The organism is Acinetobacter sp. 1294596, from assembly GCF_000582925.1.
In the GTDB taxonomy this organism is placed as follows: domain Bacteria; phylum Pseudomonadota; class Gammaproteobacteria; order Pseudomonadales; family Moraxellaceae; genus Acinetobacter; species Acinetobacter radioresistens.
In genome coordinates, this window is record NZ_JFCC01000018.1 from 1 (window position 1) to 16,028 (window position 16,028).

General features: G+C 40.8%; 13 protein-coding genes. 7 read left to right on the forward strand and 6 right to left on the reverse strand.

The genetic code is table 11. The features are described 5' to 3' along the window. Positions 1 to 397: 397 nt before the first annotated feature. Positions 398 to 787, forward strand: coding sequence for a hypothetical protein (locus tag J502_RS08285; RefSeq protein ID WP_005405446.1), 390 nt, complete (start codon positions 398 to 400; stop codon positions 785 to 787). 340 nt (positions 788 to 1,127) lie between these two features. Here J502_RS08285 and brnQ read toward each other — a convergent pair whose 3' ends face one another. Further along, positions 1,128 to 2,429, reverse strand: a complete 1,302-nt coding sequence (gene brnQ, locus J502_RS08290) for a branched-chain amino acid transport system II carrier protein (protein ID WP_034683790.1) — start codon at positions 2,427 to 2,429, stop codon at positions 1,128 to 1,130. 389 nt (positions 2,430 to 2,818) lie between these two features. On the opposite strand from brnQ, the gene map reads away from it, so the two are divergent. Beyond that, positions 2,819 to 3,613: a type I methionyl aminopeptidase gene (gene map, locus J502_RS08295; protein ID WP_005405579.1), complete on the forward strand. Its 795-nt coding sequence runs from the start codon at positions 2,819 to 2,821 to the stop codon at positions 3,611 to 3,613. Positions 3,614 to 3,998: 385 nt separating this feature from the next. Here map and J502_RS08300 read toward each other — a convergent pair whose 3' ends face one another. Then, the gene (locus J502_RS08300) at positions 3,999 to 4,901 is read right to left on the reverse strand and encodes a LysR family transcriptional regulator (protein WP_005014656.1); all 903 of its coding nucleotides are present in this window, start codon (positions 4,899 to 4,901) and stop codon (positions 3,999 to 4,001) included. A gap of 287 nt (positions 4,902 to 5,188) precedes the next feature. Here J502_RS08300 and J502_RS08305 point away from each other — a divergent pair, with 287 nt between their 5' ends. Continuing rightward, on the forward strand, positions 5,189 to 5,515 hold the full coding sequence (locus J502_RS08305; protein ID WP_005404183.1) for a hypothetical protein: 327 nt from the start codon (positions 5,189 to 5,191) through the stop codon (positions 5,513 to 5,515). Positions 5,516 to 5,529: 14 nt separating this feature from the next. On the opposite strand, the gene J502_RS08310 is transcribed toward J502_RS08305, so the two are convergent. Continuing rightward, entirely contained in the window at positions 5,530 to 6,465 is a 936-nt protein-coding gene (locus J502_RS08310; protein WP_034683794.1) for a LysR substrate-binding domain-containing protein, read from the reverse strand. 230 nt (positions 6,466 to 6,695) lie between these two features. Between J502_RS08310 and J502_RS08315 the strand changes: the two genes are divergently transcribed. The 3 genes from J502_RS08315 to J502_RS08325 all read left to right on the forward strand — a co-directional run bounded on the left by J502_RS08315 (position 6,696) and on the right by J502_RS08325 (position 10,714). After that, positions 6,696 to 7,919 carry an acyl-CoA dehydrogenase gene (locus tag J502_RS08315; protein WP_005014653.1) on the forward strand — a complete coding sequence of 408 codons (1,224 nt, stop codon included), beginning with the start codon at positions 6,696 to 6,698 and terminating at the stop codon, positions 7,917 to 7,919. Positions 7,920 to 8,133: 214 nt separating this feature from the next. Next, positions 8,134 to 9,447, forward strand: coding sequence for an MFS transporter (locus J502_RS08320; RefSeq protein WP_005014652.1), 1,314 nt, complete (start codon positions 8,134 to 8,136; stop codon positions 9,445 to 9,447). Positions 9,448 to 9,484: 37 nt separating this feature from the next. After that, on the forward strand, positions 9,485 to 10,714 hold the full coding sequence (locus J502_RS08325; RefSeq protein WP_034683797.1) for a CaiB/BaiF CoA transferase family protein: 1,230 nt from the start codon (positions 9,485 to 9,487) through the stop codon (positions 10,712 to 10,714). Positions 10,715 to 10,779: 65 nt separating this feature from the next. Here J502_RS08325 and J502_RS08330 read toward each other — a convergent pair whose 3' ends face one another. Genes J502_RS08330 through J502_RS08340 form a run of 3 tightly spaced genes read right to left on the reverse strand, consistent with a single transcriptional unit; the run spans position 10,780 to position 12,735 of the window. Further along, positions 10,780 to 11,391: an OB-fold-containig protein gene (locus tag J502_RS08330; RefSeq protein WP_005014650.1), complete on the reverse strand. Its 612-nt coding sequence runs from the start codon at positions 11,389 to 11,391 to the stop codon at positions 10,780 to 10,782. Positions 11,392 to 11,405: 14 nt separating this feature from the next. After that, positions 11,406 to 11,714: a Rieske (2Fe-2S) protein gene (locus tag J502_RS08335; protein WP_005404182.1), complete on the reverse strand. Its 309-nt coding sequence runs from the start codon at positions 11,712 to 11,714 to the stop codon at positions 11,406 to 11,408. A 16-nt stretch (positions 11,715 to 11,730) separates the two neighbouring features. Then, positions 11,731 to 12,735 (reverse strand): adenosine kinase, encoded by a 1,005-nt coding sequence (locus tag J502_RS08340; protein ID WP_005014648.1) that lies wholly within the window; start codon positions 12,733 to 12,735, stop codon positions 11,731 to 11,733. 346 nt (positions 12,736 to 13,081) lie between these two features. On the opposite strand from J502_RS08340, the gene J502_RS08345 reads away from it, so the two are divergent. After that, entirely contained in the window at positions 13,082 to 16,021 is a 2,940-nt protein-coding gene (locus J502_RS08345; protein ID WP_005014647.1) for an insulinase family protein, read from the forward strand. The last annotated feature ends 7 nt before the right edge of the window (positions 16,022 to 16,028 follow it).

Below are 16,028 nucleotides of genomic sequence, written 5' to 3' on the forward strand. Positions count from 1 at the left end.
TTTTAATTAAAATTTAGATAAAACAAAAAGTTATAATAAATTCAATTTCTAATGTACTATAAGAAAAATAATTTTAAATTGGCATTTTGAAAATTAATTTAGCTCAACTGATCTTAAGTAAAATCTGAATATAAATCTGACTTTTTAATTTAAAATGTTTAAACGATTCTTAAGATTGTATATTTTATATACTTTAAGTAATAAAATATTTCAAGTCATGAGGTAAAATTTTAGTTTCTATTGTAGCTACTACAATTAGCTGCGTTATTTAAGGACTATTATATAGCGTTCTTAATAGCTGATTTTATTACAAGTTTTTAACAATTAATAATTTTTTTCCTGAAAAAAATATGCTTAGATCAAAAGTATCTGAAGACAAGAGAAAAGGATAAATAATATGAATAAGTTAATGGCAGCTATGGGCTTAATTGCCGTATTTGGAATCACAGGATGTGATAACCGTGAAACAGGAGCGACTGCTGGAGAACATTTAGGTAAAGCGGCCGAGCAGGCGGGGTCAGATATTAAAGATGCAACTTTAGCAGCAGGCGCTGAAGCAAAAGAAGCTGCTGACGATGCAGCAGTCAAGATGGATGCGGCGGCAGAAAAAGCTGAAGTTGAAGCTCGTGAGGCAACCGCAGATGCTCGTGAAGCAACCGCAGAAGCTGCAGACCGAGCGGAACAGAAAGCTTCAGAGGTGGAAGCAGATGCCCGTAAAGCCACAGCAGATGCTGCTGACTCTGTAGAAAAGACAGCTTCACGTGTGGAAGCAGATGCCCGTAACTAAAATTTTTTTGCTATGCAAAAGCCAGCACTGTCTGGCTTTTTTATATTTTTAAAATTGCAGAATACTCAGAGTTTATGAGACAGGTGATAGATCAGAGATAGAGAAAATTTTTATTAAAATTAAATAGATAAAGAAAGGTAGAAATAAAAAAATAACAGACTTTATGATAATTCTTAAAGGTTAAAATAGCATAAGCCAAGTTTCTGTATATAAAAATAAAACTATAAGCATTCAATTCTAATAAGAGGCGTAAACAAAAAATGCCAGTTGGGTAAACTCGGCATTTCTGATCACCAGTAAAATCAGCTCTGGGTAAGAATTGATTTTAACGACTCATAAGTTAACTGTTTGAATGTTTAACCCGGTCGACAATAATAGAAATGGCTAGAACAATTAATGACGGGATAAGCCATGCAAGATTTTGTTCATTGAGTGGTAAATGTTGAACCGCATCTGGTAACAGATCAGAGAATCCAGCTACCTTGATTCCATCGATTATTCCAAAAATGAAAGCCATTGCTGCTACAGGCGTAATTACATAGCCCGGTTTTTTCCAAAATTTCCAGAAAAAGCTCAGCATGATCACTACAATTGCAGGTGGATAAATAGCACTCAAAACAGGAACAGAAACAGCAATCAGCTTAGTTAGTCCAAGGTTTGAAATTAAAACCGAAAATAGAACTAAAATAAGCACCAGAATCTTATAAGGAATCTTGGTAAGTTGAGTAAAGTATTCTGCACAGGCACAGGTCAAACCAATTGCCGTAACTATACAAGCTAGAAAAATGAGCAGACTCAGAAAGAGTGAACCTAAATCACCAAAAGCATGCTGTACATAAGCATGTAGAATCTGTGCCCCATTGGCTGCGTTAGGGGCTGCTTCATGACTTCCTAACCCCAATTTGAACAGGCTGAGATAAACTAGGGTCAGACCTACACCAGAGATCAGACTTGCAATCACTGCATATTTGGTCACGAGTTTACTATCGGTTACACCACGTGAGTGGATCGCCTGAATAATCACAATACCAAAAACTAAAGCACCCAGCGTATCCATGGTCAGATAGCCATTAACAAAGCCTTCAGACACTGGGCTATTGATATAATGGTTAATAGGAGCGGGAATAAAACCTGCCGGTATACAGAACGCAGCAATTCCAAGAACTGCTAACGCAGCAATTTTCATAGGAGCAAGAACATGACCTATCGTATCGAGTAATTTATTTGGATATAGCGAGACCAGTCCTACTATCGCAAAATAAATTAGACTGTAGATCAGTAAACTGCTACTTGAAGTGCCGAAATAAGATGAAAAGCCAATTTCATAAGACACTGTCGCTGTACGCGGTGTTGCAAACAGAGGTCCTACTGACAAATAGCACACCACAGTTAAAACCAAACTGGCTATACGGCCAAGCGGTGAACTCAATATTTCAATTGACCCTTGCACACGCGATAGTGCAATAATGGTAATTACAGGCAAACCGACTGCTGTAATGAGAAACCCGAGGGCTGCCCACCAGACATGTTCACCTGCCTGCTGTGCAACAATGGGTGGAAAAATGATATTACCGGCGCCAATAAAAAGCGCGAAGGTCATAAAACCTAGAGCAATAATATCCCGAGTACGAAGATTATTCATATCATATAAAGGGAGAGGGACTGTAAAAGAAGCAGCGATTCTAATTTAAAAAATAAATTTTGTGTAATTTCTCTAATATAAATTATGAAAAAAGCTGATGATAAAAATTTTTCAAAAATATAGTTTATTTCCAATGTTATAATTAATTATTTGAAAACAATTGTCTTATATAAAATAATCAGATAAAAATTTCTAAGGGTACAAATTTTTTATATCAGAAAAAAATAATTAAGAGAGTGATTTTTATGGATAAAAAACAGCCATTCTAAAAATTTTATAAACAGAATAATCAATTGTTATCGTTTCTGGTGACTTGAAATGCCAGTCTTAATCAGGAAATTTTATATAAAAAACGTTATACTTGAGTCACTAACAGAGAGGATAGGTCAATGAGAGCTTCAGCTGTAACTATCAAGACAGAACAGGATATTGAAAAATTACGTATATCCGGGCGTTTGGCTGCACAAGTTTTGGAAATGATAGGGCAGTATGTCAAGCCAGGCGTTTCGACCGAATATCTCGATGATATTTGCTATGACTATATCGTAAATACTCTAAAAGTCATTCCTGCAAATGTGGGCTATCATGGTTTTACTAAAACCACCTGTATTTCACCAAATGAAGTGGTCTGTCATGGTATTCCTTCAGCGCGGACTATTTTAAAAGATGGCGATATTATCAATATTGATGTAGCAGTAATTAAAGATGGCTATTATGGAGATACCAGCCGAATGTATTATGTAGGGCAAGTCAGCCCTCAAGCTAAACATTTGGTAGAAACAACCTATGAAGCAATGGTAGCAGGAATTCATACAGTCAGACCCGGTGCCACATTGGGTGATATTGGCTATGCGATTCAAAAAGTCGCCCAGCGCGAGGGCTATACCATCGTACGTGAGTATTGCGGTCATGGAATTGGAAAAACTTATCATGAGCAACCTAATGTACTGCACTATGGTCAACCTGGACAAGGGTTGATACTGCGTAAAGGTATGGTGTTTACCATTGAGCCTATGGTGAATGCAGGTAAGGCACGTGTCAAAGAATTGAATGATGGCTGGACTGTGATTACAAGTGATAGGTCGCTTTCTGCGCAGTGGGAACATATGGTGGCGGTAACTGATAATGGATTCGAACTCTTAACACCATGGCCAGAAGGGACAGGTTCATATCCCAAAATTTAATTTTGTTTAAAAAGTAATCAAACAGTTTAATTTTATGGAAATTTAGATAAAAATTTCCATAAATTTTTATCTATTTATTTGAATTATTATTGTATTTATTTGTAATTTTTTAAAAATATATTATATATACAACAACATAAATATAACAATTGATAGAAAATAAGTAACTTTTAAGATGTTTTATGTATTTGTTTTTAATTGGTTATTTGTATATTATTGTTTTTAGATTCTATCGCTGTAGTTTCTTTTTAGTTGTTCGTTTTTATAAGCTTACCTTTCTACAGGGTAAGCTTTTTTTTATCCATAAAATTTATTTCAATATTCAGCCGGACGACGCATAACAAAAATTTTGTCTCTTGAGTGTATTGAGCTCACAGATAGCTAGTTAATGGGCTTTGTATAAATGCTCAACCAAATACTCAATAAAAACCCTAACTGAAGGAAGCTGACCACGACGTGATGGGTAAACAGCATGGAAAACTCCATGGGGTGTGTTCCAGTCAGGAAGAACGCGAACAAGTTCTCCGTGTCTAACCAGATCAGCAGTTACACTGTCGGGGAGTAAAGCGATACCGCAGCCCTGACGTGCCAGTTGTGCCAGCATCATCAGGTCTGAACCCATGACGACAGGATTAATTTTAAATTTTCGCGATTTATTTTCCCGGTCATGCAGGGTGAGCTGCTGGTCCAGGTGATCATCAATCATGCTCAGGATTCTATGTTCTGCTAACTGGTCAGGATGGGTTAAATTGCCATATTCGTTGAGGTAAGCCTGACTGGCAACCAAATGCTGTTCAATTCGTTGAAACTGGCGAATAATCAGATTAGGGTCATTGTCCAGATTAAAACGTACCCTTAGAGCAACATCAATCCCTTCATTAATCACATCAATGCGGCGATTAGTGACACTAAGCTGAACCTTGATCTCTGGATACTGTTTTAGAAAGTCGGGTAGAATCTTCGCAATTTCATTTTGGGCTATACTGACCGGTAAACTGACTTTAATCACTCCACGCGGTTTACTGCTTAAATGATCTATCAGGTCATGGGCAGCCTGTGCTGCATTCATCATGTCCTGTGCATGCTGATAGATATCCATACCAATATCAGTGACAGCAAAATGTCGTGAGCTTCGTTGAATGAGGCGCACGCCAAGACGTTCTTCCAGATTATATACCCGCCGGCTGAGTTTGGATTTGGGAATATCAGTTGCGCGCTCAGCTGCACTAAAACCTCCATGCTCGACAACTAAGGCAAAGCAGTAAAAATCATCCAGATCAGTCAGCATGCAGATTTCCGTTAAAGATTATGAAAAGATATCGTTGTAGCCCGCTGTATTTTATAGCGGATTTACTTCAAGAGTTCTATTTTAAATTGCAGGTTTACTGCCATTTCAAGTTATATCTAAATAGTTAATTTAAAGGAGCTTATCAGGCTATCTGTTATCAAATTAAATTTTTTCATTTTAAACACATAATAAAATTCTACTATTTGTATCGCTATCCTCTTGATGCCCTCTATATATTGTTCTTTAAAATCTTTTACAATAGTTAAAACACACACCTGATGAACGCAATGACCTATCAATTAATTCAACTTGATGACCCGATGCAGAATGTTAGCTGCCCTTATTGCCAGCAGCATATTATTGACTGGCAGCAGGAACAATATATACAGCCTTGTCAACACACTTTATTTATAGCGATGGATTTGGGCTTTGAGTTTATTGCTGATCATTTTGAAGCCAAAATGTCTCGAACAGTAGATATAATTCATGAAGACCCAGAAATGAATATCTTTCAGGAAATTACTGCTACGGACTGGCCTGATTTAATCGTTTATAAAGCTGATCTTGGTGTAGAGGGGCTTTACCGTTATATTGGTTTATCTCAAGTGGCTTAAATAAAGCTAACGGTTTAATCTGTCCGGGTTTCCTGTTCAAGCCATTGAATAAATTTATGAATTAATGGGTTAGGCTGCTGCTGGGAATATACAAAATAATAGGATCGGGCACCTTTGAGTTTAATATCAGAAGCAATAACCAGCTCACCCGAACCGAATTCTTTTTCTAGTAGCATCTGTGGAATTAACGCAACGCCCATATGATGAGACGCCGCTACAGCCAGCATTGAAAATAGTTCATGTCGCTGACCTTCCATAGCATAAGGATAATCTGCTCCAGCAACTTCAAACCATTCTTTCCAGATGTATGGCCGGGTTGTCTGTTGCAACAGGTGCAGGCTGGCAATTTGCTTGACGGAAAGTGTGCCTTGAAATGGGCCGGATACAGGCTTGAGTTCTGGGAAATTCCGATAAATCAGGTCTGGTGAACATACTGCAACTACATCTTCATGCATCAGGTAATGCGCTTGTGTACCCGGCCAGTTTTGTACCTGTGTTTCGGTTCCTGCATAAATAGCAGCATCAAAAATATGGTCACTAAATAAAAATGGTTTGGTACTGGTTTCCAGATGTACATTAATTTCAGGATAAAGAGTATTAAAGCGATGTAGGCGAGGTACCAGCCAGCGTGTAGCAAACGTTGGTACAACTCCTAGTTTGAGTGTTCCGCCTAAGCCTTTATGCGACATCAGGTCCAGAGTACTTTGTTCCAGACTGAGTAGATGAGTGCGGATATCTTTATAGTACTGTTCACCTGCATGCGTTAACTCAACTCCATGTCTTGTCCGGTTAAATAATGGAAGATCCAGATATTCTTCAAGTTGCTGGATCTGACGTGAAACTGCACTCTGCGTGACAGAAAGTTCTTGTGCAGCATGAGTATAACTACGATGCTTGGCTGCTGCTTCAAAGCAGATGAGTGTCTGTAATGAAGGAATCATTCTGCGCATAAAATTCTCCCGAAGAGCGAGATAAAATAAAAAGTTCCTAGCCAGTCTGTAATTTTTGCCAAGACTTGAGCTATCAGGGTAATTACTCTTCTTATCTGTAAAAAAAACTTATAACACGATACAAGATATGCGTAAAAGGAATATCTGAATGAAAAATTATCGTTTGAAGCCTGTTCTGAACAGGAATAGCATGAAATCAATATAAGATATTCAGCAAGGCAAAGGACGCAATGAATCAGATGATCAACACTGAAAAAAAAGCTAAAGTTCATTTTAACTGGCAAGATCCGTTTTTATTAGAACAGCAACTGAATGAAGAAGAACGTATGGTTCGCGATACAGCTGCTGCATATTGCCAAGATAAGCTTATGCCACGTGTTTTGGAACAGTTTCGTCATGAAAAAACCGATCCTGCTATTTTTCGTGAAATGGGTGAGCTAGGACTACTCGGGCCAACTATTCCTGAACAGTACGGTGGTGCCGGTTTAAATTATGTCAGTTACGGTCTGATTGCACGTGAGATTGAGCGAGTGGATTCAGGCTATCGTTCTATGGCCAGTGTACAAAGTTCATTGGTGATGGTGCCAATTAATGAATTTGGCAGTGAAGAACAAAAACAGAAGTACTTACCAAAACTGGCTACAGGTGAATTCATTGGCTGTTTTGGTCTGACTGAACCGGACCATGGTTCTGACCCGGGCAGCATGTCAACTCGTGCTAAAAAGGTAGAAGGTGGATATCGCCTCTCAGGCGCAAAAATGTGGATTACCAATAGCCCGATTGCTGATGTATTTGTTGTGTGGGCAAAAGAAGTTTCTACTGACGGAAATGTTGGCCCAATTCGCGGTTTTATTCTAGAAAAAGGTTGGGAAGGGTTATCTGCACCGGCGATACATGGCAAGGTAGGCTTGCGTGCATCGATTACTGGCGAAATTGTTATGGATAATGTGTTCGTACCAGAAGAAAATGCATTTCCAGAAGTACAGGGACTACGCGGCCCATTTACCTGCCTGAATAGTGCCCGTTACGGCATTGCCTGGGGGGCCATGGGAGCTGCTGAATTTTGCTGGCATACGGCGCATCAGTATACGATGGACCGTAAACAATTTGGCCGCCCGCTTGCGGCTAACCAGCTGATCCAGAAAAAACTGGCAGATATGCAAACTGAGATTGCCCTTGGTTTACAGGTAGCTTTACGTTTTGGTCGTATGAAAGATGAGGGGATTGCTTCAGTTGAAGGCACTTCATTGATTAAGCGTAATAACTGCGGTAAGGCACTTGATATTGCCCGTTTGGCACGTGACATGCTGGGTGGTAACGGTATCAGTGATGAGTTTGGGGTAGCGCGTCATCTGGTTAACCTGGAAGTTGTAAACACCTATGAAGGTACTCATGATGTACACGCCTTGATTTTGGGTCGTGCCCAAACTGGTATAGCTGCTTTTTCAAACTAAACCATTCCAAGAAATTTGCTGAAGATGCCTGAGTGCATCTTCATGGCGAAGCTTTGCCTGAAAATGAACCTGACACGGACTTAAGGATTCATCATGAGCTTCTCTTGGCAAGGATTCCATACACGGATATGTACTTAAAGAAAAATAATAAAAGTCTTCAATGGAACACAAGATAAGACATCGATGACTCATTTGAGAAAATGAGGAATATTAAATGAATAATGAAGTACAAGTAGCGATCAAGCCTATAAAAGGAAATCTACCGTCTAATCTGGGTACTTATGAAAAAATAGGACCGCATACCTGGAAATTTGCACTGTTATTTACTTATTTTGCCATGGTGGTCGATGGTATCGATATTATGTTGCTCTCTTACAGTTTGACCAGTCTGAGAGCTGATTTTGGTCTGAGCGCTTTTCAGGCAGGAGCCTTAGGTAGCGCATCACTCGCTGGTATGGGGGTTGGTGGTGTGTTAGGTGGATGGGCCTGTGATAAATTTGGTCGGGTACGTACCATTGCTCATTCAGTGACCTTCTTTTCAGTTGCTACCTGTTTGCTCGGATTTACTCAAACCTTTGAACAGTTTATGGTATTGCGTTTTATCGGTGCTCTCGGGATAGGCGCATTATATATGGCTTGCAATACCCTGATGGCTGAGTATGTGCCAACAACTTACCGTACCACCGTACTCGGAACATTACAGACCGGGCAAACTGTGGGCTATATCGTAGCCACTTTATTGGCCGGCTCTATTATTCCTGAACATGGCTGGCGGGTTTTATTTTTTATTACCGTTATTCCGGCATTTATCAATATTTTCTTGCAGCGTTTCGTGCCTGAACCTAAATCATGGCAACTCAATAAAATTGCAGTGCTACAGGGAACTGCTCAAGTCCAGGATCAAGAAGTAGCACCAAAAAGCGGCAGTATCTATAAACAGATTTTTAGAAATTTTAAACATCGAAAAATGTTTTTACTGTGGATGACGACAGCATTTTTTCTGCAATTTGGCTATTACGGTATTAATAACTGGATGCCTAGCTATCTGGAAACTGAAGTTCATATGAATTTTAAAAACCTGACCAGCTATATGGTGGGTTCGTACACTGCAATGATTCTTGGGAAAATTCTGGCAGGCTTCTTGGCTGACAAGTTTAACCGTCGGTCAGTTTTCGTATTCGGTACTATTGCCAGTGCAATCTTCCTGCCGGTCATTATTTTCTTTAATACCCCAGATAATATTTTATATCTGCTTATTACCTTTGGCTTTCTTTATGGCATTCCGTATGGAGTCAATGCGACCTATATGGCGGAGTCGTTCTCAACGGATGTGCGTGGTACAGCCATTGGTGGTGCCTATAACATTGGACGTGTTGGGGCAGCAATTGCACCTGCAACGATTGGTTTCTTAGCCTCGGGCGGTACTTTTACGATGGCATTTATTGTCATGGGAGCAGCTTATTTTATTGCAGGCGTATTACCGGGACTGTTTATTCGTGACCGACAATATGATCCACAACAACAGTAAAAGGCAAGCATAAATTCTTTGATATAAGGAGACAAACATGGGTGCATTGCAGGGAATAAGGGTTCTGGACCTGAGCCGTGTACTGGCCGGACCATGGTGTGGACAGATTTTGGCAGATCTGGGAGCAGAAGTAATTAAGGTTGAACGACCAGGTACAGGTGATGATACTCGTATGTGGGGGCCACCCTGGATGCCTGATCAAAACGGAGAACAAACTCGTGAATCGGGATATTTCCAGTGTACCAACCGTAATAAACACTCAGTCGCTATTGATATGGCCACTCATGAAGGCCAGGAGCTGATCCGGGAGATGGCTAAAACAGCCGATGTAGTAATTGAAAATTATAAGGCAGGTTCACTGGTACGTTATGGACTGGATTATGACAGCCTTAAGGTTTTAAATCCTCAACTTGTATATTGTTCAATCACTGGTTTTGGTCAGGATGGACCACGAGCTGCTGAACCTGGCTATGATTTTATTATACAGGGTATGGCCGGCCTGATGAGTATTACTGGGGAACCAGACAGTATACCAGGTGGTGGTGCACAGAAGGTAGGCGTTGCAGTGGTAGATCTTCAAACCGGGTTATATGCCACAATTGCGATTCAGGCTGCATTACTGGCGCGTCAGCACACTGGACGGGGACAATACATTGATATGTCTTTACTGGATGTGCAGATTGCCGGTCTGGCAAATCAGGGGATGAATTACCTGAGTTCAGGTAAAGCGCCCCAGCGTATGGGAAATACACATCCAAATATTGTTCCCTATCAGACTTTCAGGGCGAAAGATAAAGAGTTTATTGTAGCCTGTGGAAATGATAGGCAATTCAGGGAACTATGTATTGCTATTGACCGGAAGGATTTATTAGGGCGCTCTGAGTTTTTAACCAACCAGATCCGGGTAAAACACCGGCATGAACTGGTGGGTATACTTTCAGATTATTTTCTGCAAGAAAATGCCCAGTATTGGGTAGAGCGAATCCATGCAGTGAAAGTACCAGTCGGTATGATAAATTCGATAGAAGAGGCATTTGCCGAGCCGCAAGTGCAGGCAAGACAGATGCTGGTCAAGCTGCCCCATGTGCTTAATCCTGCATTCAGAGTTATAGGCTCGCCAATCAAATTATCAGATACACCAGTAGAATACTGGCAAGCACCACCACGACTGGGTGAGCATACTGGCCAGATTCTCCGAGAGTTTAAAACCGAAGAGCAATTACAGCTTTTGCGTGAGAATAAGGTCATTGATGGACTGGACTTGTAATTTTATTACCATGCAGTGGTAGAAGAATTATATATATTTTACTTTTTAAATGGTTTATCAGGACTCTATAATTCCGGATTGAACAGGCGGTTTGATTCGGAAATTTTCTTGGCCATATAATGTGATTTTTTAAACCGAATCAAGATTACTTGTGACTGAAATTCCAATTCACCAAATTCTGGCTCAACCTGTACATAATGTAGCTGTCCAAACTCATCTCTGACTCTGGCCTGGGCTGAGAACCCTGGTCTTGCGCTACCACTAGAGATCGTTGCCAGTCGTCCCAGCAGGCTGGTATTTTTTTGGTTCAGCTTGGGTTTAATCACCTGATCCAGGCAATGGATCATGAACATGGTAAAGAAAATTGCAATAATCAGAGCAGGTAAAATAATATAAAAAGGTGAAATCAGCTGCTGTTGATTGGCGAAGTAAACGAACTGCAAAAAATACCCTGCAAAGCTAAAGTTCATGAGCAAAAATACAAAGATCAAAACCTTAGAAAACTTTACATCGAAGAGGGGGGAGTTCGAGATCCAAACCGGTATAAAGCGTTTGAGTAAATCGCTGGGCCGAAAACCGAACTGCATGCCGATAGTTTCTGCCATGCTGAGCAACACTAAAGCCAATAAACTGACATTAAATGGCATCAAATAATAATTAAGCAGCAGCGCAGCCATGACAGAACCTTTAATTAATCTTCTAGATAAATGCCGCCGTCAGAATGGACCTTAATGGCAACTTTCTCAAGCGACTGACCCTGACAAGGACCAGAAATACACTCTCCTGTCTCGACCAGGAACAATGCACCATGAGTCGAGCATTCTATGAATTCCTGATCACGGTCGAGAAACTGGTTCTCTAAAAATTCAAGCTCGGTTTGCAGATGCGGACAAAGATTCTGGTAAGCATAAAAACATCCATCGCGCTGGGTGATAAAAATATTATCACCATTAGCCGTTTCATAGCTGCGGGCTTCACGTTCTGGTATATCTTCAGTCAAGCATATTCTTTCCATATTATGGAGTTTCCTGTTTAAATTTTTGCAAGAGCTGACGGTATTGCTCCAGAGTTAACCGGGGGCCAAAATTTGCAACCACCTCACTAGAAATTAAAATAGCCAGCTCTGCCGCAGTTTTTATATCCATACCTGCATTCATAGCATAAAGTAGAGCGCCAGCAAATGCATCACCTGCGCCATTGGCATCTACAGCGATTACGCTACGACCTGGTACCTGCAAGTGCTGTTCGGCTGTAGCAAGTATTGCACCCTGTGCGCTGCGGGTAATAACAACATACCGACTTTTAAATTTCAATTTTTCTAAGGCCTGCTCTGCAGTTGAGGCGCCGGTATACATCATGGCTTCATGCTCATTACAGAATAGCAGGTCTACACCGTCATCAATCATTTCGTCCAGTCCTTCACGTGCATACTGCACCATAGCCGGATCAGATAAAGTCAGCGCAATTTTTACCCCATGTGTACGGGCAATACGACGTGCTTCACGTACAGCGGCACGTGCAGTGGGGCTGGTTGACAGATAACCCTCAATATATAACCACTTTGCAGTTTGAAGAGGCGAGAAATCAATCTGGGTTTCCGAGAGTTCAGCAGTAATCCCAAGATAGGTTTGCATGGTACGTTCAGAATCTTCACTGATGAGTACCATGCAAGTACCGGTTACACCATCACTAATTGACTTGGCACTGGTTTTTACATCGGCTGCATTTAAACCGTTAAGATAGACTAGGCCAAGCTCATCATTACCTACACGACAGGCATAAAATGCTTTACCGCCTAGGGCGCTAAATGCCACCGTTGTATTGGCTGCTGAGCCACCGCTTGCCTGACCTTTATAAACTTGGGTTGCTTTCAGATTCTCATATAAGGCTGACTGAACATCACCTTCGGCCAGTTGCATGGTACCTTTTTGCAGATTCTGCTGAGTGAGGAATTCATCAGTAACTCTAAATTCTTGGTCAATTAATGCATTGCCAATTGCAAAAAGGTCAACAGTCGCCATGTTTCTTGCCATTTATCATATAAAAAAACAAGTTTACCTTAATGCTTATGTTTCTTATAGATTAATGAATAAAATTCAATACGTTTATTAAAAGAAGGGGTGCGTTCTTCATTCCTCCCTATTGAAATAGAGGGTTAGCAACTATTTTACTTTAGCTGAACTGGAATTAGGACCATACTGAATCTAGCCATCTTGAAACCTACTGTTTATTTGAGACAAGGTTGAAAAAACCGATCATGCCATCATTAAAAATCTATTGTTTTAGTCAGGTTTAAAACGTGAATTGTGACTAAAACTATAGGTATAATGCAATTTATTGAATATTTTAAAAGTATGAGGAGATCACATGACTGTCGATGTCACTGAAACCATTAATCAAACTGTTCATCCCGCGTTTCAGTTGGTACGTCAACACCATGTCGAGGCCCTAGACATTTTAGTGTCTGAATACAAACACAAGGTTACAGGGGCGGTGCATTACCATCTAGCCACTGACTATGATGAAAACGTATTCTTGGTAGCTTTTCGTACCCAGCCCATGGATTCAAAAGGTACTGCTCATATTTTGGAGCATACTGCTTTATGTGGCTCAGAAAAATTTCCGGTCCGTGATCCATTCTTTTTAATGATCCGCCGTTCATTAAATACTTTCATGAATGCTTTTACAGCGGCAGACTGGACAGCCTATCCGTTTGCGACCCAAAACAAGAAAGATTTTCAGAACCTGTTATCTGTTTATCTCGATGCAGCCTTTGCTGCAAACCTGAATCCTCTGGATTTTGCTCAGGAAGGTATTCGGGTAGAGCTCGAAGATGACCAGCCTGTCTATAAAGGCGTGGTTTTTAATGAAATGAAGGGGGCGATGAGTTCACCTTCAGATCAGTTGTATCATCAGCTGGCAGAACATTTATTCCCACAAACCACTTATCATTATAATTCAGGTGGTGATCCTAAAGACATTCCTGATCTGACTTATGAGCAGCTAGTCGATTTTTATAAGTCGCATTATCATCCAAGTAATGCAGTCTTTATGACTTTTGGTAATCTTTCGGCGTATGAGTTGCAGGAACAGTTTGAAACACTGGCTTTAAACAAGTTTAAACCTGGAAAAACACTCTATTCTACTCCGGAAAAACGCCTGTCAGCCCCTATAGAGGTTACTGAAACTTATGCAGTAGATGGCGATGAGCTAACAGATAAAACTTATCACGTATTGGGCTGGTTGTTACCTCAGGCTAGTGACATCAAATTGCGTTTAGGTATGCGTCTGGTTGAAGGCATATTACTGGAAGACTCGGCTTCACCCTTACGGCATTATCTGGAAACCTGTGGATATGCACAGTCTACAGGCCCGTTTATGGGAGTAGATGACAGCAACTTTGAGATGACTTTTTATTGTGCAGTGCAAGGTTCTAATCCGGAGCATGCACAGACATTTAAGGAAGGCGTACTTAATATCTTGCAGGAAGTGGCATCAAAACCTGTAGAGTCAAAACTGATTGAAGCAATTTTGCATCAGATCGAACTGCATCAGCGTGAAATTGGTGGTGATGGTACACCTTATGGCCTCAGTCTAATCTTGAATGGTTTGAGTAGTGCTATTCATCACAATGACCCAATTCATGTATGGGATGTCGACAGCGCGATTGAACAGGTAAGAGAAGAACTAAAAGATCCAATGTGGCTGTCTAGCCTGATCCAGACTTATCTGCTTGATAACCCGCATCGTGTTCAACTGACGCTGGTTCCTGATGCTGAAAAGTCTCTAAAGGATGAGCAGGCTGAAAAAGCTCGTCTGGCTAAACTCGCTGAGACATTGTCTGAAGCAGACCGTAAACAGATTCTGGAAAATACAGAAGCATTGAAGCAACGTCAGAATATGGAAGATGATCTGGACCTGTTACCTAAAGTAGGTTTGGAGGATGTGCCTGAAGAGCTGCACATTGTACAGGGTCAGCTGCGTGAAATTATCTGTAATAATCTGGATACCCCTTTAAATCTTTACCATGCTGGAACAAATGGTATTTATTATCAGCAGGTGCTGATCCAGATTCCTGACGAGATAATAAATTCACCTTACTTTAACTTGCTGTCAGTCCTGATGGGTGAGGTGGGTGCAGGAGAGTATGGCTATCTTGAACTGCAACAGCTGCAAACTGCAGTGAGTGGTGGGTTAGGCATGGGTGCTTCATTACGCAGCAAAGTTAATGATAAAGGTCGTATAAGTGCCTGGCTGACATTAACCACTAAGTCACTGGTTAATAAATTTGATGCGATCCATCTACTTAAGCTAGCTTTTGAGCAGCTTCGTTTTGATGAAAAAAGCCGTATCATAGAACTTCTGCAACAGCGTAAAACCCGTTGGCATTCACGGATTTCCGGCTCAGGACATAGTTATGCGATGCAAACAGCGTCACGTAACATGAGTGCACTGGCTCGTCGTGATTACCATACGACAGGACTGGGTGCGCTCAACTGGATGACAGATCTGGTCAGCAAGATTGAAAAAGATGAGGCAGAGTATCATCGCCTTATTGATGAGTTGAAGTTAATTCATCGCAAATTATTACAGGCTCCTAAACAGTTTTTACTGGTGTGTGAAGAACACCAGACTGAACGCTTGTTGGAAGAAATCCAGGAAGTATGGAATAAACTGGCTGTAGATCAAACTCAAGCTGAGCTGACTCAGGTTAAATTCGAAGATAATAACGCGGATGAAGCCTGGTTAATCCAGTCTAATGTTCAGTTCTGTGCCTCAGCTTATCAGGCTGTTGAAGTCTCCCACCCGGATGCTGCACCGTTAATGGTATTGGCTGCATACTTGCGTAACGGCTTTTTGCATAGCGCTATTCGTGAAAAAGGTGGGGCTTATGGTGGAGGAGCCAGCTATGATGGTAATGCTTGCAGTTTCCGTTTCTATAGTTATCGCGATCCACGTCTTGCAGAAACTTTCAACGACTTTGATTCAAGCTTGAACTGGTTATTTAATGCTGAACAAAAACCACACCAGTTAGAAGAAGCTATTCTTGGTTTGGTCGCCAGTATGGATAAGCCGGGTTCTCCAGCGGGTGAAGCTATTACAGCATGTTATGCATTACTGCATGAACGTACGCCAGCCTTTAGAAAAATCTTGCGTCAGCGTATATTACAGACTACTTTTGATGATCTGAAACGGGTTGTAAATATTTATCTGACCGGTCAGAAACCGGTTAGAGCGGTGGTTGCACCATTTGCAAAGCGTGATGAATTAGTACAACTCGGTTTTGAAATTAAACAAGTCAAATAAATAAAAC